This is a genomic window from Pseudomonas sp. TUM25319 (assembly GCF_056388475.1).
In genome coordinates this window covers 6,024,860-6,044,622 of record NZ_CM150751.1, presented here as the reverse complement: position 1 = coordinate 6,044,622, position 19,763 = coordinate 6,024,860, and the positions used below count along the sequence as shown (strand labels likewise).

At 56.8% G+C, this 19,763-nt stretch carries 16 protein-coding genes and 2 pseudogenes; 10 read left to right on the top strand and 8 right to left on the bottom strand.

Annotated features, from left to right (window positions below; all coding sequences use genetic code 11):
* The first annotated feature begins 2 nt into the window (after positions 1-2).
* The 6 genes from AC05QJ_RS27235 to AC05QJ_RS27210 all read left to right on the top strand — a co-directional run bounded on the left by AC05QJ_RS27235 (position 3) and on the right by AC05QJ_RS27210 (position 9,938).
* A complete protein-coding gene (locus tag AC05QJ_RS27235; protein WP_476744320.1) occupies positions 3-3,197 on the top strand; it encodes a beta propeller repeat protein in 3,195 nt (1,064 codons plus the stop codon).
* 270 nt (positions 3,198-3,467) lie between these two features.
* A complete protein-coding gene (locus AC05QJ_RS27230; protein WP_476744319.1) occupies positions 3,468-6,428 on the top strand; it encodes an ATP-binding domain-containing protein in 2,961 nt (986 codons plus the stop codon).
* Positions 6,429-6,596: 168 nt separating this feature from the next.
* A complete protein-coding gene (locus AC05QJ_RS27225) occupies positions 6,597-8,453 on the top strand; it encodes a DUF262 domain-containing protein (protein WP_476744318.1) in 1,857 nt (618 codons plus the stop codon).
* 294 nt (positions 8,454-8,747) lie between these two features.
* Entirely contained in the window at positions 8,748-9,086 is a 339-nt protein-coding gene (locus AC05QJ_RS27220; protein WP_476744317.1) for a hypothetical protein, read from the top strand.
* A gap of 66 nt (positions 9,087-9,152) precedes the next feature.
* Positions 9,153-9,407: a hypothetical protein gene (locus tag AC05QJ_RS27215; RefSeq protein ID WP_476744316.1), complete on the top strand. Its 255-nt coding sequence runs from the start codon at positions 9,153-9,155 to the stop codon at positions 9,405-9,407.
* 414 nt (positions 9,408-9,821) lie between these two features.
* Positions 9,822-9,938: an abortive infection family protein gene (locus tag AC05QJ_RS27210; protein WP_476744315.1), complete on the top strand. Its 117-nt coding sequence runs from the start codon at positions 9,822-9,824 to the stop codon at positions 9,936-9,938.
* Positions 9,939-10,111: 173 nt separating this feature from the next.
* Here the strand turns inward: AC05QJ_RS27210 and AC05QJ_RS27205 are convergent, their stop codons facing one another.
* Complete coding sequence (locus tag AC05QJ_RS27205; protein ID WP_476744314.1) at positions 10,112-10,969, bottom strand: SDR family oxidoreductase; 858 nt, start codon at positions 10,967-10,969, stop codon at positions 10,112-10,114.
* 262 nt (positions 10,970-11,231) lie between these two features.
* Between AC05QJ_RS27205 and AC05QJ_RS27200 the strand changes: the two genes are divergently transcribed.
* Positions 11,232-12,326: a catalase family protein gene (locus AC05QJ_RS27200; RefSeq protein ID WP_476744313.1), complete on the top strand. Its 1,095-nt coding sequence runs from the start codon at positions 11,232-11,234 to the stop codon at positions 12,324-12,326.
* A gap of 275 nt (positions 12,327-12,601) precedes the next feature.
* Here the strand turns inward: AC05QJ_RS27200 and AC05QJ_RS27195 are convergent, their stop codons facing one another.
* Together AC05QJ_RS27195 and AC05QJ_RS27190 are read right to left on the bottom strand one after the other, a co-directional pair.
* Positions 12,602-14,788, bottom strand: coding sequence for an ATP-binding protein (locus AC05QJ_RS27195; protein WP_476744311.1), 2,187 nt, complete (start codon positions 14,786-14,788; stop codon positions 12,602-12,604).
* Between the two features lie 148 nt (positions 14,789-14,936).
* Complete coding sequence (locus AC05QJ_RS27190; RefSeq protein WP_476744310.1) at positions 14,937-15,359, bottom strand: low affinity iron permease family protein; 423 nt, start codon at positions 15,357-15,359, stop codon at positions 14,937-14,939.
* 186 nt (positions 15,360-15,545) lie between these two features.
* Between AC05QJ_RS27190 and AC05QJ_RS27185 the strand changes: the two genes are divergently transcribed.
* The gene (locus AC05QJ_RS27185; protein WP_476744309.1) at positions 15,546-15,821 is read left to right on the top strand and encodes a hypothetical protein; all 276 of its coding nucleotides are present in this window, start codon (positions 15,546-15,548) and stop codon (positions 15,819-15,821) included.
* Here AC05QJ_RS27185 and AC05QJ_RS27180 read toward each other — a convergent pair.
* Positions 15,806-16,024 (bottom strand): hypothetical protein, encoded by a 219-nt coding sequence (locus tag AC05QJ_RS27180; RefSeq protein WP_476744307.1) that lies wholly within the window; start codon positions 16,022-16,024, stop codon positions 15,806-15,808. The two genes, AC05QJ_RS27185 and AC05QJ_RS27180, sit on opposite strands and share 16 nt — an antisense overlap.
* 762 nt (positions 16,025-16,786) lie before the next feature.
* On the opposite strand from AC05QJ_RS27180, the gene AC05QJ_RS27175 reads away from it, so the two are divergent.
* Positions 16,787-17,086 carry a hypothetical protein gene (locus tag AC05QJ_RS27175; RefSeq protein ID WP_476744306.1) on the top strand — a complete coding sequence of 100 codons (300 nt, stop codon included), beginning with the start codon at positions 16,787-16,789 and terminating at the stop codon, positions 17,084-17,086.
* 122 nt (positions 17,087-17,208) lie between these two features.
* On the opposite strand, the pseudogene AC05QJ_RS27170 reads toward AC05QJ_RS27175, so the two are convergent.
* The 3 genes and pseudogenes from AC05QJ_RS27170 to AC05QJ_RS27160 all read right to left on the bottom strand — a co-directional run.
* Positions 17,209-17,301, bottom strand: a pseudogene (locus AC05QJ_RS27170) (con-10 family general stress protein); the annotation flags it as partial.
* Positions 17,302-17,562: pseudogene (locus AC05QJ_RS27165) on the bottom strand (con-10 family general stress protein); the annotation flags it as partial.
* A 294-nt stretch (positions 17,563-17,856) separates the two neighbouring features.
* A complete protein-coding gene (locus tag AC05QJ_RS27160; RefSeq protein ID WP_476744305.1) occupies positions 17,857-18,300 on the bottom strand; it encodes a DUF421 domain-containing protein in 444 nt (147 codons plus the stop codon).
* A 103-nt stretch (positions 18,301-18,403) separates the two neighbouring features.
* Here AC05QJ_RS27160 and AC05QJ_RS27155 point away from each other — a divergent pair.
* Positions 18,404-19,260 (top strand): IS5 family transposase gene (locus tag AC05QJ_RS27155; protein WP_476744304.1). Its coding sequence is split into 2 segments (ribosomal slippage): positions 18,404-18,748 and positions 18,751-19,260, totalling 855 coding nucleotides; the frame shifts between segments, so codons are not numbered across the junction.
* On the opposite strand, the gene AC05QJ_RS27150 is transcribed toward AC05QJ_RS27155, so the two are convergent.
* On the bottom strand, positions 19,257-19,763 hold the full coding sequence (locus AC05QJ_RS27150) for a hypothetical protein (RefSeq protein ID WP_476748021.1): 507 nt from the start codon (positions 19,761-19,763) through the stop codon (positions 19,257-19,259). The genes AC05QJ_RS27155 and AC05QJ_RS27150 overlap by 4 nt on opposite strands.

The following is a 19,763-nucleotide window of genomic DNA, read 5'->3' as shown; positions in this document are numbered from 1 at the left end:
CCATGAGCGAGACAACGACAGCGCTGCAAGAGCAAATTTTCCATGAGCCGCTGGAGGGGCCCGAACTTGAGGCTGTGACCACAATGGTCAACCGCCACAAAGCCAATGCTGCCCTGACCCAGCAACTGGCTCTGGATGCCTCGCGCCTGATTACCAGCAGCCAGGAGCGACTGAACAAACAGTCGGGCGCCGGCTTCTTCAAGCGTTTCGCCAATAGCCTGACCGGCAAGACCAGCGAAAACCAGTTGCTTAACCAAGCCGACACCCTGCAAATGCAGAAGTACGCCTGGCACTACCTCAAGCAGCTGCAACAGCAGAACCTGATCAACGCGCAGAGCATCGCGGTTATCCGCAACAACCTGGGTACGATGAACGATTACATCATCGAGACCCGTGACTTCCTGGAAACCGCCATCGACCGCATCAACAGCCGGTTGAAGACCGTCGAGAATAGCGCCAGTTTCCACAGCTGGTCACTGAACATCGAGGCCAACAAGCGCCGCTTCAAATCCATTCCAGGCAACCTGCTGATCCTGCACCTGACCTATGACTTCCTGCGCGCCCATCGCGACATCGAACTGACCGAGCGCGATGTCAACCATCTCGTGGTTACTCTGGAAAAACTCGGAGTCAACTGTGATGACGAAGTCGAGATGCTGGGGTTCATCATCGAACTGATCGACCAGATCGAGGTCTTTGGCATTGATCGCTACCGCAGCATGATCGAGTTGGCGGTCGATGAAGACCACGTGCTGGACTCGCACTTCATCCAGAAAAACATCTCGGGGCTTGGCTTCAACGCGCTGTACTTCCTCTCGGAGCAGTACGAAAAGCTCATCGACCTCACCGACGATGAGCTGTGCAACAGCGACCTGGCCCGAGAAAAAATCATTTCGCGCTTCTTCGGCAATGAATTTGGCGGGCTCTATACCAATTATGGTGTGCGTGATCTGATCGGCGAAGTCATTGGCGGCAGCCTGGTAGCGCTGGATATCTATAAGGAACAAAATGGTTTTAACGTCAGCGCTGATGCGTCTTTGGATGAGGAACAGCCCGAAACCCTGTCGCTGACCTCCGACCTGCCGGACATCAAGGCCCATAGTTTCCTCGACAAGGCCGATGACGAAGCGCGCCGCACCTACCTGCGCCTATTCGCGCTGTGCTTCGACAATGCGGCCTCGCTGGACGGCACGGGCCAGGAATTCCTGAGCCAGTTGGCCGAACACAGTGGCTGCCCGGAGGTGGTGTCGCATGTTCTCGGCATCGCCGACAATCCGTTGAAGGAGCGTGAGCACCTGTCAGCGTTGCAAGCGCTGCTCAATGACGATGACAAGGCCTATACATGGCTCATCGACGCCTTCTTCCTCCTGACTCTATGCCGCAAGAAGGTTGAGACCCCGCGTATGCTGCGGATTTTGCTCGCCCTCAAACCTGGCAACTTCAAGGAAAACCTGCCGCATGTACAGGCGCTGCTCAATGAGGGCGACGAAGCGCAACTGGTGAAGGCGGCGGCAAGCCTGGCCAAGCTGACCCAGGGTTGGAAGAACGTCGTGCGCTATCGCACGTTGCGCTTCGAGCAGTCCTGGATCGCCACGGAGAAGCAGCTCTATGCCGCCTGCATGGATGCCTCCAACATGACCATGGACCTTATGACCGCCACCAGCAAAGCCACAGACTGGTCATCGTTCATGGGTTCGTTCGATGATGGCTTCCTTGGCAAAATGGCAACGGCTGCCGGTAGTGCAGCCTATACCATCGGCCGCAAGTCGGTACTGTCCAGTCTCAACGATATGCGCCGCAAGGCGCAGGACTTCATCGCCGCGAACAGCCCGGCACTGAGTACCGCCAACCGCGTGATCGCCCAGTGGGGCCTGCCACGTATCGAGTTCGAGAACGAGATCTCCTGGTCCGACTACGACCTGGACAACGCGGCGGAGAACGATGACTGGTACCACCAGTTGAACGACTGCGAGCGCCAGATCGACCGGACGCTGACGGCATTTTCCGATGCCTGCTCCGATGCGGATGATCAGCTCGGCTACTTCCGCAAGGGCGATTTCGACAGTTCGGTGGTACTGGCCCGCGTGCGCAAGCGTGAAGAGCAGGAACAGCAGAAGTTGCGCGAGGCGTTGGAAAAACAATCCGTCACCTTTGAACACGACGGTAAGCGACACTTGTTTGCCATCGACTGGCACGACATGGAAAATCCGCCCTGCGACCCAGAAGAGATTCGCCATATCAAGACCGATGGCAAGGTGTGGCTGATTGTGGACAACGACGAACAGTTCTACCGCAGCGAGGACGGCGAGAACTGGCAGGCGGTCAAGCCCAATGTCGACGATGAACGCATCTGGATTCGCCGCCTCGACGTGATTGACGGCACCTGGGTACTGATGGTGGGCTCCGAGGGGTTCTACTACTCCCGTGACGCCCTGAACTGGGAGCGTTCACAGTACCCGGACGTGCGCGACAACTACGTGTTTTCCGCCACTGAAGACCTGGTCTTTTTCAATGGCCAGTGGCTGTGGCGCTTTACCGAGCGCACCGAGTTCGAATATACCGACAAAGGTTTCCTGTTCGACTCGACCAAGACCTCCACCTACTACAAACCGGTGTTCTTCTGCGCCAAGGAACCGAGCGCGGCCTGGGAGCGCTGGGAGAGCCGCCTGAACCTCTCCGAGGGCGAGGAAGTGGAGTACTTGCGTGCCATTCCAGGCACCGCTTGCCTGTTGGCCTTCTGCAAGTACTGCAGCTTCTACACCATGGTGAAGAAGAAGACCAACAGCAGTTCGTCGGTGATGTACAACGTGCAGGGCAAGGGCTGGCGCAACTGCACCTGGCCTGATGACGACCTCACCTTCCACGATCCGGTCGTCACCGCGATGGGCGGCACACTCATGTGCTTCTCTTGGGGCAACCTGCTGACTTCGCAGAAGGGCTACGACTGGAAGCGCCATTCGGACGGGCTCGGTGTCGATACCGGCTACCACCTCGACGACTTGAGTTTATTCCCGTCGCGCAACAATCACCAACGCATCCACGTCAGCCACGACGGGCAGACGTTCAAGGAAATCATGCTGGAGGAGGGTACTTGGAAGTACTTCGCAGCCAACGACCAGGGCGCCCTGTGCCTCTACGCGCCGGACTCCCACGAGACCTACCTGCGCGTCGGTACCTTCGTCCGACAGGTCGTGTGATGAACCCGGCCCGCCCCTAGGGTGTGGCCAGGCGCAAGGCTGCAAAAGCCGGTTCGCCAGCGGTAGGCTCGCTCAGTCCCATCGCTGACGGGCCAGCACCATAGGTCCGTGTGGGCCTGTAACCGACATCATTAGACACGGACCCTCAGTACTGCAAACTATTGCCCTCAGAAGCCGCCATCGAATACCGCAAACCCTTCTTCAATTCGGATTGGGAAGATAATCACCTTGGGTGTAGACGTTTTCTGCTAAGGATAAGGAATGACAGGTATGGCAACGCAGATTGGTGAAGCATTCTTGCGCAAGGTTGCCCATGAAGAGCTGGAGGTTCTTGAGGGCATTATTGATTACGCCGAGCGGATGATCCGTGAGGGGGATTTGGCTTACCGGAATCTTAAGCGCAACGCCTACGGCAAGGCGCTGGTAATCGAACGAGAGAACGAGGGGGTTGCTACATTCCGGCTGGGTATGGACTCGCTGGTATACCCCAAAGCCAGCTCGGGCTATACCACTCCCCACTCACCGGTGGGCCGCCTTTGCGCTGTGGCAGGGATGGGCTTTGAGAGCATCTCTAAGGCCTGGGGTGAATACCGGGTCACTGAGGCTCGCCAGTTTCGTCGCCATGATTTTGAAGAGCTGGAGCGTCATGCGCGCAACTTTCTGGCGGTGGGGGTAGAGAATGCGAACGGCCAAGGAACGGTCATGGATCTGCGAGCCTTTTTGACAAAGGCTAACTCGACAGACCAACAAATTGCCGGCAAGCAAACCACTGAACCGAGTAAAAAGTCTGCAAGGTCCAATAGCGTAGAGCAGCCTGTCGCCATTGTGCCGCCCATTGGCAAGGAGCTGCTCGTGCCTGCCGAGCGAGCATTTAACGATGCCGGGCCTCCAAACACACCGGTGACAGAGGTTTTTACGCACCTGCTAGACGACGGACAGCCAGCGGACGAGCCACTAGAGCTGACGCCGTCCGTCCCTGCCACGCCTCAGCTGCAGATTCTCGATGATGACGAGGAAGAAGATTCGACACTGTCGATTGCTGATCTCGATGATGTGGAAGATGACGTTGGCGGTGAGCTAATTGAGCGCATGAGCCTGGATGAGCACTTTTTTCTTAATCGAACCCCGAATCAGGACAAGATCATTTCCCGTGCACCGGTTGGGCCAATGTGGGTCGAGGGCGTTGCGGGCTCAGGCAAGACCTCGGCTGCCCTTGGGAGGACCAAGATGCTCTGTGACTTCAACTCGAATGAAGTGACGGATCGTGAGACGTTCCGGTCCATTCTCGGCGACGACTTCGACTACTGGGAGGGCGAGTTTGCTGGCAAGTTTTCTCAGGACGGCAGCGTCGGCTTTGTGCGCACTGGCGAGCTGATCCAGTACCTCAAGGAAACCTGCAGCCGTCTAGGTATGCCCGGTTTGCCGGTGCTTGAGTATCACGAATTGCGCTTCAAGCTGCGCAACTATCGCAATCTGGAGTCTTCAGGGGCTTCTGGTAAGCGCTTCAAACGCAGTAGCGACGAGGGGCATTCTCTGACCACGACGCTGGCCTGGCTCAATGCCGCCCGGCTTGCGCTAGCGCGGGTGATTGCCGCCGACTTGCAGAGCGCGCTAGTTGAGGTCGACAGCGAGCATCTGCGACGGTTTACTGGCCAGCAGCGTAGTCAGTTTGCCGCTGCCCGCCAAGCGCTTGTAGCAAGTGTTGATGAACTGGTGCAAGAGCTGCTCTCGCCTTTGACTGCGGAACGAGCCTTGTATCGGTTGGCGGCCAGATTGTTGGAGAGGATTCAGGCGCTGGCTCAGCGCATTCTTGGTCCGGCAACCCAGAGTATTCATCTGGGGGAGCAAATGGCCTATGGCGAGGGCATTCCGGAACTGGCGCAAAGGCTGGCAGAGTTGCCCGTCGATTTGTTCCAGCAACCCAATCAGGTTTTGGTGCTGTACAGGGCCGGGGCCGAGGGGGCTGAGGCATTGCCCTGTGTATCGAGCAGTCGATACCAATACCTCTCAGCAGATAACCACCCCCTATCCTTCAATGATGCTGTGCAGGCCTCACTGGCGGGCTCGAGCGTCCGCGCTCTGCTGCCATCGATAGTAACTGCTGAAGGGTATGAGGCAAAATTCATGCCGGTCAATGAGCTGTTCATTGCGCTTGGTACGCCCAGGTCCTTGCTCTATCTGGATGGTGAGGGACTGAAGTGGTTGAAGGTCAGCAGTGGGATTGGTAGTCAGGTGCTACCTGGCGAGGACGAGCAGGCGCGAACTTCGGTACGCAAGATATTCCTGCAGACAGCGTTGGATTATCTGGCCAAGCCGCTGAAGAACTTCGCCGGGCTGTATGCGAAAGCGCTGTATGAACATGCCGACATCTTCCCTGATGCGGCCACTGCATGGCAGGTACTGGAGCGTCTTGAAGAGCAACGCTTGTGCGAGACCGATATCGACTTGCTGCTATGCCTGGCTCACGACCTGAGTGCCGGAGTAACAGCCACGCTCCCCACCAGCCTGCGCGAGGCCCCTTTCTATCAGAGCGTATTTGTCGATGAAGTGCAGGACTTTAGCGAGCAGCAGATCTATTTGATGACCTCCCAGGCTGATCCGCGTTGTAGCGCGATCACGGTGGTGGGAGACCGTTCGCAGCAGTTGCTGCACAATGAAGAAATACACATTGCGGATTGCTTCCCGATTGGCAAACGCCCAGAGTTTGTGGCGTTGGATGAGAATTTGCGGCAGAAAGGGCAGCCGGATCTAGCCGCGCTGAGTACGGTACTGCGGCAGTTGTTCGAGCGCGGAGCCGATACGGATGTACAGCATCTAGACGCTGACGTTCTGCATGATCAGGTTAGCGAGCAAGGTGCTTACATGATGCGTTGCTTTGCCGAACGTGAAGAAGAGTTCAGGTATCTGTGCGAGGTAATCGCCGCTATCCCTGAGAATCAGTCGGTTGCTGTAGTGTTGCCTGATCAGGTAACCGCTCGGTCCCTGCATGCTTTATGTGAGCAGGAGCTGGAGGGCAGTTTCCGCAAGATGAGCGTATCAGAACAGATCGATCTGTCGAAAAAGTACTTGGTGCACTTCACGTCGGTGCTGCATGTAAAGGGGCTGGAGTTCGATGTTGTGCTGTTGCCAATGATCGACCAGTACGATCTTGGTCAGCCGGTATTCCGCAACCGGTTGTATGTAGGTTGTACGCGAGCGAGACAGCAGTTGCTGATGAGTCGGCTGCGCTAGGCTCTGTACGAAATGCATCCGAACTCGCCCATGCTGCGTTGAAAACAGGCTCGGAATGCTCATTTACAGCCAGTAAACTCCGCTTCCTCGCCTGTTTTCGCCTTGCCTGGCCTTCGCTCGAATACATTTCGTACAGAGCCTAGTAGATAACTAAGGATTGAGTGAACGATGGAAGCCAACAGCCGTCCTCTGCTAAGAATATTCGAACCCACGGTCTGCTACCAGATTCCGCTGTTCCAGCGGCCCTATGTCTGGAAGCGTGAGGATAACTGGCAACCGCTATGGGAGGACTTCGAGCGCCTGCTCGGTGTGGTGCTGGCTGGTGAGAGGTTGCGCCCGCACTTCCTCGGTGCCGTTGTGCTTGAGCAACTGCGCAATGACACCGGTTCTGTGCAGGGCCGCCAGGTCATTGATGGACAGCAGCGTTTCACCACCTTGCAGCTGCTGCTGATCGCCGCTCGCGACTTGTGCCGCAGCCGGGGTAGCGAGCGCTTTGCCGGGCGCTTTGAGTCAATGGTCTCTAACAGCGACACGATGGTCGATGACCCGTCAGAGGTGCCGAAACTGTTGCCAACCAATGCCGATCGTCACGCCTTTGCCTTGGTACATGGCGCGGGCAGTCCGGATGCGTTATTGCAGCTGGCGAGTAAGAAGGGAGTGGACTTCAGCCACGATCAGGGCATCGGAGGAGCCTACCTGTACTTCTATGGGCAGTTCGAGGAGTGGTTGCGGCCGGAGGCTGCAGAAGCCGAAGAGTCGCCGGAGAAACAGCTGGATGCCCTTTGGGCTGTAGTTCGCAATGGCTTGCAGTTGGTGGTGATCGATCTCGGCGAAGACGACGAATCGCAAGTGATCTTTGAGACGCTCAATGCACGTGGCACGCAGTTGCTGCCGGCGGACTTGATCAAGAACTTTCTATTCCGGCGTGCTCAAAGCGAAGGCTGTGATATCGATACGCTGTACGAAGAGCATTGGGCAGAGTTCGATGGAGAGTTTTGGCGCCAAGAGGTCAAGCAGGGACGGGAAAACCGTCCGCGCATTGACATCTTCATCCGCCATTTTCTAACCCTGGCGATGCGCCGCGATATTCGTGTTGGTCACATCTTCAACGAATATAAGAATTACGTGCAGTACACGGCCGACTGGAGCTCTTGCTTCATAGACCAGGCCTACACAGCCAGTGAGCATATGGCGCTGCTCAAGACCTATGCCGAGCATTTTCGGCAGTTCTCTTCGCCTGCGACAGGATCTCGTCTAGCTCGTTTTCTGGCGCGCCTCGTGGTGATCGATACTTCGACGGTTTATCCGCTGCTACTGCTATGTAGTCAGCGACTGCGGCCGCAGCAGCAAACCGAGTTCGAGGCGATCCTGACGGTAATTGAGTCTTATCTGTTCCGTCGGATGATCTGTAGCCTGACCACCAAAAATTACAACCGACTATTCCTTGATCTGATTCGTCATCTCGAGCGTGAAAAGCACATCACCGCCCAGGTGGTTGGCGCGTTCCTTCTCTCCAGCGAAGGGGAAAGTGTGCGCTTCCCGAAAGATGGCGAGCTGGGCAAGGCGTTACTCGATTACCCACTGTACCAGTGGTGGCCGCAATACCGTGTGCGGGCGGTGCTCAAAGCCTTAGAGGGGGCACTGGCGCATGCTAAAAGCGAGGCTGTCAGCTTGCCGAAGGGGTTGACCATCGAGCACATTCTGCCTGTGAAGTGGCAGGAGCACTGGCCACTGCCCGCAGAGGTGCAGAATGATCCCCAAGCTAAGGTGGAATTCAGCCAGCGTCGTGATCGAATCAAGCATACGCTGGGCAATCTGACACTGGTGACCAGCAGCCTGAACCCTGCACTGTCCAACTGCGCTTGGCTAGCCAAGAAGCCGGAGCTCTTGAAGTGGAGCAAGCTGAACCTCAGCCGTGCCTTGCATGACCATGAAGAATGGTCGGAGCCGGAAATTCTCGCTAGGGGAGCGTCGCTGGCCAAGTCTGCGATTCAGATCTGGCCATATCCGGATGTTGACCAGTAGCAACTGGAGTGGAAGCATCTTAAGCAACGTGCGTTCGGAGTTACGTTAGTGAGGGCAGCTGCTAGCCGAATGCTGCCTCTCGCGAACGACAGCAACCGGCGCAAAAGCAGGCGCTCAAAGCATCTAAGAAAGCAGGGACGACTCACTTCCCTCTCATTGCCTAGATATCCGGCCCAGTGATTTCGATACTTTCCGACGAGGAAGCTGACTCGTTGTCTAACCCTAGACTGCAAGCTAGTCTGAGATCAGGCCAGCATGCTGGCAACTATAGTTAAGCCTCACAGGGGAATATTCATGCAAGGGGAAGAATTGAGAGCCCTGCTGGATGCAGATCCGCATGCCGTCCGCTTAAAACAGGACAATAACGAATACTTGGTGAGCTACCGCTTTGACACAGGCGCCGAGGTGGCGTTTGACCCTCGTACCACCAAGAAGTGCTCTGTTTTCGTCAGCAAACTCCCCGAGCGTATGAAGGCCCGCCTCGGCAAAATCACGCGCTATCCACCTGAAAGCCCCTCGACTGCACTTGCCCGGGTCTCTCCTCAACTCGCAGGCGAACGACAACTGTTTAAGATAGACCTACCCTCGTCTGATTCCGCTCGTGACCTACTGACGTGGATCAGGTGGGCCTGAGACCTAACAATTCATTCAAGTCGACGCCGCTTACCGCGGCTGGTATATGTCTTTGGAGTGAATGAAATGAAGTCTTTCTTAGCTTGTTGTTATGCAGCCTTCTTTACTACTGTATCGCTCCCAGCATTTGCTGGAGATACAGCAAGTAAATTTCAGGGAATGGTTGGCTGGACGATAGCTGCGGTTACTCAGGTGGAAGATGAATTTGAAGGCTGCGATTTCGACAAGGTAATTAAATTCATGAGCGGAATAGCGCTTACTTGCTCAGCCTATGGATGTTCATATGCGTTCATGCCCTTTTCCGTCATTTTTACGAAATAGGGAAAATATGAAGGTCGAGTACTCGAGTAAACTGGGATTTAACTGATGGCTCTAATATACATTGGCCGCAAAAAGTGGCCTCCACCGGATAGCCTTCGCTGCGTTTCGGCAGCCGTTTAGCAAATCGTTAGATTTCTTGGCAGGCCGACTTGAAGGGCAGCTATGGGTCGTTTCTGCCGTTCCTTACGTACCATTTGAAGTGGGTGGGAGGAGCCTCCGTAATTCCCGATTCGATTCCACTGAAATCCATAACTAGCTGATTTTTTATAGATACCCTATGAGGTACACCAAAAAATCCACCAAATTCCAGTACCGCGAAAACTGTGCCCTCACGACCAATAACCGTCCGTCTGTCTCCGCACCAGTAAATTCAAGGCTTGCAGCGATGCAGGCCTTTTTTGTTTCCCCGGCGGGTTGGGGGCGTTGCGAAACCGCCTCAGCGACTCTCACGGCACAGGCAAAGCTGGAGTGAAGCCAGCTCCAAGGCATGCTGAATTAGCTGTGAACCTGGCCGGCTCCCTTGCTTTGTAATTGCTCAGCACCTGGGAGGCCAGATCGTCCGCTATGAGTTGAGAGCTTGCAGCTCACCTGAGGTGCCGCCTTAGTTATTTGCTCGACCTCGGCTCGCTGGCGCCTGCCCGAACGGCGGGAGCCGATGCACCAGGCGGCGAGCACGGTCGTTGAGGGCCCCGGCTCCCTCATCCTCAGAGAATCGGCTTGCCGCCCGTAACGGCGTACCGTGACCCCGAGATGTAGCTGCTTTCATCGGACCCCAGCAGCACGTAAATCGGCGCCACCTCGACCGGCTGCCCCGGACGACCGAGAGGCGTTTTCGATCCAAAGTTCTTCACCGCCTCGTCCGGCATGGTGGATGGGATCAGCGGCGTCCAGATCGGGCCGGGTGCCACGCTGTTGACCCTAATACCCTTCTTCCCAAGCAATTGGGCCAAGCCCGCTGTGAAGTTGGCGATGGCACCCTTGGTCGTGGCGTAGGCCAGCAGTGTGGGCGATGGATCATCGGAGTTCACCGAACTGGTGTTGATGATCGAACTGCCCTTGGGCATCGACGGCAGCGCCGCCTGGCAGATACGGAAGATGGCGGTGATGTTGACGTCGAATGTCTTCACCCACTCGTCGTCATCGATCTCTTCCAGTGTCTCGTGAGTCGCCTGGAACGCCGCATTATTGACGAGGATGTCGATCCGGCCGAACTGCTCGACCGTCTTGCTGACGATGTCTCGGCAGTGCTGCTTTTGTGCAAGGTCACCTGGCAGCAGCAGGCACTGGCGACCCGCAGCTGTGACCCAACGCTGTGTTTCCTGGGCATCTTCATGCTCATTCAGGTAGGCGATGGCGACGTCTGCGCCTTCTCGCGCGTAAGCGATCGCAACGGCTCGGCCGATGCCGCTGTCGGCGCCGGTGATCAGCGCGATTTTGCCGGCCAGTCGGCCATTGCCGGTGTAGGACTCCTCGCCACAGTCAGGGTAAGGATCCATCTTGCGCTGCGAACCGGGCACGGTTTGGGGTTGCGAGGCGAAGGGTGGCGTCGGGTATTCGCGCATGGCGGCTGCTCCTCAGGTCTCAGAAGGGTGATACCTGTTCGAGACGGTCCAGGACCCAGTGTTGGGGCGAATGCCCGCTCGTGGCGACGGGCGGTCCAGAGCGCCTCCCGCAGTGACGCTATTCGCCATCCGTCCGGGTTTCTCGTTGGCCGCCTGAACACACGCTGCAGCGCCTGGCCCTTAGGTTACGGGCAGCAAAAATCGTTTGGCTCACGCCTCGGTACTGCAAGCCCGGAATCCGTGCCAAAAATGGAGAGTCCTGATGAACAACCGACCAGAAAACTCACCTTCAGTGGTACCGCTACGCTTCGAGCCATCCTTCGAGCAGATCCCGGACGATGAGGCCGAGACGAGTAAGGAATTGGCCCAAGCCCTCCACGACATCATGGAGACGACGTTCAATAACAATGGCCATGCCAATCGCAGTGTTCACGCCAAGGCCCACGGTCTGTTGCGCGGCAGGGTGACGGTTCCAGATTTGCCGCCCAACCTGGCGCAAGGGGCGTTCGCGCAGCCAGGTGTGTTTACCGCTTATCTGCGTTTTTCCACCAACCCTGGCGACATTCTGGATGACAAGGTCTCCACGCCACGAGGGCTTGCCTTGAAGATCGTCGGTGTCGAGGGACCACGTCTGCCTGGCAGTGAGGGCGAGGTCACCCAGGACTTCGTGATGCAAAACGCCAAGGCGTTCACCGCCGCCACCCCCAAGGCCTTCCTGAAAACCCTGAAGCTGTTGGCCAAGACCACTGATAAAGCACCTGGAATGAAGAAGGCATTGTCGGCCGTGCTGCGTGGTGTCGAGTCCACGGTGGAGGCCTTGGGAGGCGAGAGCGGCACGCTGAAGAGCCTGGGCGGCCATCCGCAGACCCACATTCTGGGTGAGTCCTTCACCACCGTGGTTCCCGTTCTCTACGGCCCCTTTTACGCCAAGGTGGCCGTGGTACCGGTGTCGCCGTCGCTGTGTGTCCTGACCGACCGTCCAATCGACCTGAGTGACGATCCTGACGGGCTGCGCACGGCGGTGGCGGAGTACTTTCGTGAGGAAGGTGGGAGCTGGGAGATTCGCATTCAGCTGGCGACCGACATCGAGAGGATGCCGATCGAGGATGCTTCGGTACAGTGGCCAGAAGAGCTTAGCCCCTATGTCACGGTCGCTCGCCTTGACGTCGCGCCACAAGCGTCTTGGGATGAGGCGAAGGTGGATGAGATCGATGACGGCATGGCCTTCAGCCCGTGGCATGGTCTCGCTGCACACAGGCCTCTGGGAGGCGTGATGCGGGTACGCAAACCCTCCTACGAGATGTCAGCGGACTTTCGTGCCAGCCACAACGGTTGTCCTATCCACGAGCCTCGGTAAGGCCGCGGCGGCGAGGCGCGGAGCCCCCGTGCTTCGCCGCCGCTGCCAGCGGTCCACCTCAACAGACTGCGCGTTCACCGCTGGTGATTGCGAATCTCCTCCTCCAGCCTGTCTGTAAGTTCCATATTTCCTCCGTCTTCCAAATAAAACGCGGACGTTCCTACGCGATGTCAGTAGACCTCGGGCTGATCAAATATGGCTGTCCTATCCACAGAGCAATGAAAAGGAACTGATACCTAATGCTGGCTCACTTCTGCTTCCCTGCTGCCGACTGTTCATTTTGATAGAATTTTGCACAACGCTAACCGAACCCGTTCCGCCGAGTAGGGCTTGTGGACGAACTCAAACTGAATGCTCGCCGCTCCACTAAACTCCCGGCTATAGCCAGACGTCAGTAAAATTGGCAGATCCGCGCGGCGCCGACGCAACTCGTGGGCCAAGGCGATTCCGCTGTCGCCTGGCATCAAGACGTCCGAAAACACCACGTCGAAATTCCCAGCATCCTCTCCCATCTGACTCAACGCCTCGGTGGTATTCCGGGCGCGGCGAACGGTTAAAAAGCCCATGGCCTCAAGCATCTTCACTGCGATTACACCAATCTCATCGTTGTCCTCTACAACCAGGATGCGATAGGAGGACAGTGACATAGGGAGCGTTGCGGCGGATGTCTCGCGCAGTGATTCATCCTCACGTTTATCCACCTTCGGCAAATACAAAGTGAACGTCGAGCCACGCCCTTCTTCGGTCTGGACATCAATGTCGCCACCTGATTGCTTGGCGAAGCCAAATACTTGCGACAGGCCCAGCCCAGTGCCCTTTCCGACGTTCTTGGTGGTGAAGAACGGTTCGAAGATCTTCTCCAGGATCCCCGTCGGAATGCCTTTCCCGGTATCGGTCAGCGAGACCGCCACAAACGTATGGTCGGTGCCGGCATGACCACGGATGGGCGGTAATCTGTCGCAACGCCCAATGGTCAGACGCAGAGTACCTTCCCCATCCATAGCGTCCCGGGCATTCAACGCCATGTTGACAATGGCGGTCTCGAACTGGCTCATGTCAGCCAGCACAAAACATTCTTCATCGAGCAGGGAGATCTCTATGTTGACCAAGGCACCGGTAGCGGTGCGCAGCATGTCACCCATAAGCTCTACGCAGGCGCCGGCGTCGAAAACTGCCGGGTTAAGCGCCTGCTGTCTAGAAAAGGCAAGTAGTTGGCTGGTCAGCTTCGAGGCCCGGTCCACCGTATCGGATATCGCCTTTACATAGCGGTTTCTGCGCTCTTCCGGCATGTGGGGCTGTTGTAGAAAGTCCACCGACGAGCGAATGACAGTGAGCAAGTTGTTGAAGTCATGGGCCACGCCTCCAGTCAGTTGACCGATGGCTTCTAACTTTTGCGACTGCCGCAATGCCGCTTCCGCCTGCGCCAGTTGAATTGACCGGTCCTCAACTCTTTTTTCCAGAGTGGCGTTCAGGGTCGCCAGCGCCGCGATACCCTGACGTACCGAGGCATCGGAGCGTGCCCGCTCGATATGGGCCCAGCAGCGGTCGGCGATCTCCAGCAGTAGATTCACCTCATGGGAGGACCACTTGCGCGGCACGCAGTCATGAATGGCCATGAGCGCTGTGAGTTGACCATTCTTGATGAGGGGCACACATACCGTTGCGGCGATACCGATAGCCTGGAACGTCGCGGATGCCTCTGCCGGCAAATCTCGCCGATTGTCTTCGAGTACGAGGGGGCGCCCAGCATTTAAGTCTTGCACAGCCTGGACACCAAAGTCCGCGAGCCGATAGTGGCCGCGGATTCGCGGCGCTGCCTTGGCGGCCCAGTCACCCCTGATAGTGAAACCGTCTCCGTCCGGGTCCATGTCAGCATAAGCACAGTTGGATAGGCTCATGTGCTCGACCATGCGCCGGCAGGTCAAGTCCATGATGGCAATGGGATCATCCACCCCAGCCACTGCCGTGCTGATGGCGTCTAGTAAATTGAGCTTCTGATTGGCAATGACCGTTGCGGTGGTTTCAACCACGGTATCCAGTAGACCAACCACTACACCAGCGCTGTCGCGAATGGGGCTATAGCAGAAGGTGAAATAGGCCTGCTCCATCTGATCGGAACGCTGGACCATCAGCGGGAAATCTTCGATGAAGGTTGGCTCTCCACGGAAAGCGGCTTCGGCATAAGGCTTGATGTGCTCCCAAGCCTCCTCCCAGACTTCGTCGAAAGGGCGTCCCAGTGCAGTGGGCTTGTTACCGAGGATAGGTGTGAAAGCGTCGTTGTGTAGGGTGATCAACTCAGGCCCCCAGACAATTGCCTGAGGGAATTCGGAGGAGAATGCCAAGGTAGTTGTAGTACGCAGTACATCCGGCCAGCCGCCCAACGGCCCGAGCGGCGTATTATCCCAGTTGAAACGGCGCAGACGGTCGAAGGCGACATTTTCGTCGGGTAGCCAATCAGACATTGGAATCACTTCCTGTTCGAGTCGGGGCAAAGGATACGCAATGCGTTGGTGAGGACTCAGACCCGAACAGAATACTCGTGTTCCTTGATGCCGGTCAGGGGCTACAAGCACGTAAGCCAAGCCCCTCTTGATCATCCGGCTCGCTTTATCACCGCTGGTGGTTGCGGATCTCGTTCTCAAGTTTCTCCGCAAGCTCAGCCGCTACTACAGGGTTCACTTGGGGGCAGTTTTCAGCCAGCGCCCGGTACTCCTTGCGCAGCTCACGCAACTTGGCGCTGTCCATGTCCTCCAGATCGAGGACCGATCGCTCGGCATGCTTGGTCGCCCGGATCAACTCGTCGAGCTTCACATGAATGATGTCGTTGTCGCGGTTCTGCGTGTTCTGAATCAGGAAGACCATCAGGAAAGTGATGATCGTGGTCGAGGTGTTGATGATGAGCTGCCAGGTGTCGTTGTAGTGGAACCAGGGGCCGGTCACTGCCCAGAGCACTATCAGCACGAGGGCAACCTGAAATGTCCGGGGACTGCCCGCGCGGTCCGACAGCCATTGGCAAAACATTGCGAATTTCATGACTTCTTCCTTTTCAGCCTGCTTGTCCGTCTGACCGCAGCAATCGTCTGAAATCTTTTTTTACATCTTTCCAGCAGCTCCGACTAGATGAATCAAGGGCTACGAACAGTGTGAGACCGCTCATACTGTTTCCTTGAACCTCATTTCATCGCCGACACTCCACCGCCTAAATCGAGGAGTGCAGCGATGAATGCGATCGAGAAGGCCTGGTGGATGCAGGTAGCAGGAATCGAAGCGATGGATAGTTGGTTCTCCATCTATGACGATCATCGGTTGCGTCGGGACTCCCCGAATCATTATCACGACGAATTGCTGAGACGCGCAGACGAAATGGACCGCCGGAAGCTGATTGATTGGCGGCAGTGGAGAGACCTGCGAAGCCTGGCGGACCGGAGCTATCTGGAAGCTGTGGCAGGCGCCGAATTCGCGGGGCCTGCCACTGAGACTTATGGCTGCTGGTAATGACCGGGTGTGGTACCCGGTTTATGGTCATGTTCGAGGCGTTGCACCTGTACGTCGCTAAAGGAAGATGCGGTATCGGGCATGAGCGTTCGCAGGTGGGCGGCGGCTTGCTCCGGGGTCAGCGTTTCCTCATCGCTGTAGAGCTCGCAGGAGCCGGGCTGATTTTGATGGATGAAGCTGATCAGGAAAAGATGCCTGGCCATCTCTGGGTCCTCCTCATTCAGGGCATGTAGACGTTCGAGGCGATTGCTCCACGGGGGTTCCGGGCGTCGATGATCGGACGATCCGCAGGCCACCCATCGCAGCTGCGGGCCTCCGTCCATCTGCGGCACCTCCCGGTTATTCCAATCACGTGTAACAGCAGGCGCAGAGCATGCTAAAGGCACAGGCCGGCCGGCTAGCGACGGAGGTAGCAGGGGATCTCGTGACTATGGAAGTCTGCCGTTCCATTACCAAGGAGGAGTGAGCCATGGCTGAATGGCTGAAAGAGCATCTGCCGGAAGTAACCCGAGCCTTCCTCGAACGCTCGGCTGACCCTGATGCGGTGGCAAAGTGCTGAGCGAGGGCTGAGCGAAGCCGCACCGGACAAGCTGCCCCGTGCGGCTTTTTTCTACATGTCAGCCATGGATATTCAGCTTTATTTAAAACACAGGTTGTGATGTGTCTAATAAACGGCTTGGGTTGGTGAGGTTGATAATTTATTTTAAATTCGGCGATGAGGCGCACTAATAGTAATGATTCGAGCTACTTGTGCTCCAGGTATCTGGCGAGCTTTTATATGGCGTACTTAAAATGGTCCAGTAGTTATACAGAATTCTAAAAAACTGTACACGCAGAATTTTTTGTACAGATTATATGACCAGTGGTCTGAATCAAGGAAGGTGTTCTGTTTTCATCGCGCGGGGGTGCCAATCACCGCGTAGATTACTTCATGGATTTTTGAATGGCAGGCTTGGGAGAGCGCAATGAGAATTCGTGGAGAGGTATTTTGGGCATGGGCCGATGACGGCTTGCACCACCGTACCTATGATGAAATCCAGGATAATGGCACCAGCATTAACGTTCAGGTCAGGTTGTCTCGCACAGGGAATACGCAACTATTTATTGGTATCTATGCGGCAGATGGGCATATCTTGCATGAAGAAATGTTCAATTCGCGTCCCGGAGAGTCCATGACGAAAGCGCTGGCTAACGGGGTGTTGGAGGCAAGGCAGTGGCAAGTAGATGGGCCGGCAAGCAATGGCGTCAAGCAAGGGTTGAAATAACTTTTTCCAGTGTCATCGGACATGTTCCTGTCTGATCGGAGATTCGTCCCAGCAGTCGATTCGTAGAATTATCTCTTCGTCGAGGATACCAGGGCGGAATCGCCCTGGTACGCTGTGGTGGGTTAACGATTATCGTCACTTTGGCGACCGCCGCCATGGCTGTGTTGCCCACCTGCACGCCCTGCTTCCGAAGCGCGCTCTGGGTCGTTGGCGAAGTTGCCGCCTGAAGCTTGCCCACCCTTCTTACCGGCTTCTGCGGCTCGTTGCGGATCGTTCTTGAAGTTACCGCTCGATGCTTGCCCCCCTTTTTGACCTGCTTCCGAGGCGCGCTCTGGGTCGTTGGCGAAGCTGCCTCCCGAAGCCTGCCCGCCCTTGCGACCAGCCTCCGACGCTTTCTCCCGATCGTTCGCGAAATTGCCGGAGTTGGATTGTGCGGTACCACCTTGATGGCCACGGTCGTCTTGATTGTTTGTCATGATCTTTCACCTCACGTTTTGGCTCGACACAGGAAGGTCTGTGTTCATGTAGGACGCTGGAAAAGGGCTCGATCATTCATTCGATTTACCAAGCTTCGGATGAGGTGCGTTAAAGACTGTACCTTCAGGTTTACCGCGCACGAATGCCTGGTCCGCCTGAAGGGTGACTACCTGATCTGTACGGCGCGGCAATTTTGGACGTCATCTTTTATTCGGCTGAACGGCGCAGGAGGTAGTCAAAAGAAAGAGTGTGACGACCGAGAATGCTGGTATCGCACTGACCCGGATACGCTGTCATTCCTCGGGAATGATCGATATCTTCCCGTTTCGCTCGACGATCGCGAACTTGATTTGCTCCACTTTCTCTACACCTTGGCTGTTGCGTGCCGACTCCAGAATGTCGTCCTCGGTGAGGCGTGCCCGCCGCATCCGCTCACGGAGAAAGTGGCCCCGCTCTACGACCAGGGTGGCATGCCCATCGAGAAGTCGGGCGAGTGGTCGGGAATTCAGCTTCGTCAGGGACAGACCGACGTCCAGCACGATCAGCGTTGCGATCACCAGCATGGCGTTGGTGAAAGAGAAGTCTTCCCCTAGCAGTGCCTGCTGCGTAGCCTCGCCGATGATCAGCAACAGTACGAAGTCGAACGTCGTCAGGTCTGCCAGCGAGCGTCTGCCGGCAATTCGAAACAGTACCATCAGGGCGATATACATCCCTGCGGCGCGGAGTATCGAGTCCATGAAACGCTCCTAGGCTCTGTATGAAAACCCTTGAAATCCCGCCAGCGCCCCAGCCAGCCTGAGTTTACGTAGAGTTTTGCCCTTTTCAGCGCAGGACTCTGTGATGCCCAAGCAGCGATATGAAATTTCCGATGCGGACTGGGAGTTGGTTTCGGACCTCTTCAATTCGCCCCGCCGCACGGGACGTCCGCGAGTCGATGATCGACTGATGCTCAATGGCGTGTTCTGGGTGCTTTGCTCGGGCGCGGCCTGGCGGGACATGCCTGAGCGGTACGGACCTTGGTCTACGGTTTATCAGCGGTTTCGAGATTGGCGAAATCAGGGCACCTTCACCAAGATGCTCAAGCGGATGCACGTCAAACTCAACGAGCATGGGCTGATAGATCTAGACACCTGGTGCATTGACTCAACAGCAGTCAAAGCAACCCGAGCGGCCTCTGGAGCAGGTCAAAAAGGGGGACGGAAGAACCAGCGGACCACGCGCTCGGGAGAAGTCGGGCGGGATTAACGACGAAAATTCATATGGTCAGCGACGCCCGAGGTGTGCCTCTGCACTTCACTCTGTCTGGTGGGCAGGCCAGTGACATCTCACATGCACAACCACTACTCGATGGTGTCCAGGTGCCTACCGGCTGGGGCAGACCTCGCAAGCGGTGCCGCAAGCTCGTCGCTGACAAAGGCTACGACGCTGAATCCCTCAGGCGGTATTGCGATCGCTATCGCATGCAGCCTGTCATTCCTTATCGCACGATGAAGCGCAAGCCGAAGCCCGGTTTGCCGCGGCTGTTTGACAAACTCAAGTACCGAGAACGCAATGTCATCGAGCGTCTGTTTGGCTGGCTGAAGGAGCATCGCCGCCTGGCAACCCGCTACTGCAAGCTCGCAACAAGTTATGGGGCGATGGTCACATTAGCCTGCTGGCGGCGGTGTTTACGACACTACTTTTCGTACAGAGCCTAGGGAAACAGGAAGGTTGAGAAACTGACAGAGGTGCCGGGATCTGTCTCTACCAGCCCCTGGAGCGTGCCGACGTACTCCGAACGAACGGTCAGGTACAGGGTGGCGACGCCGTCGTCACTCGTGCCCAACCGGAGTAGCAGAGCCTGGCCTCGCGACATCGAGTGTTGCGGTTCAGGCTGCATCGTCTCGATGCTGGCCTCACGCAGCAGCGTGCCGTCCAGCACCAACGTCACAGGTTTCCCCGCCGTGCCTCGCACCGTGATCCGCAGATCATCCAACGTGCCGCTGCGGCTCAAGCGCTGATACTGCACGCGAAGGTTGCCGTCAGCACTGACCGCTTCGGCATTGCTCAGCGGCCCGTTGCCGAATACGCCGCCGAGCGCCAGGAGCACGATAAGGACCAAGGCGTACCAACCGATGCGCTCGAAGGTCCAGACACGCTGCTGCATCCGCATGTCTTCGTGGACCGGAAACCGCCGCGAATGTAGCTCTTCTTCCTTCAT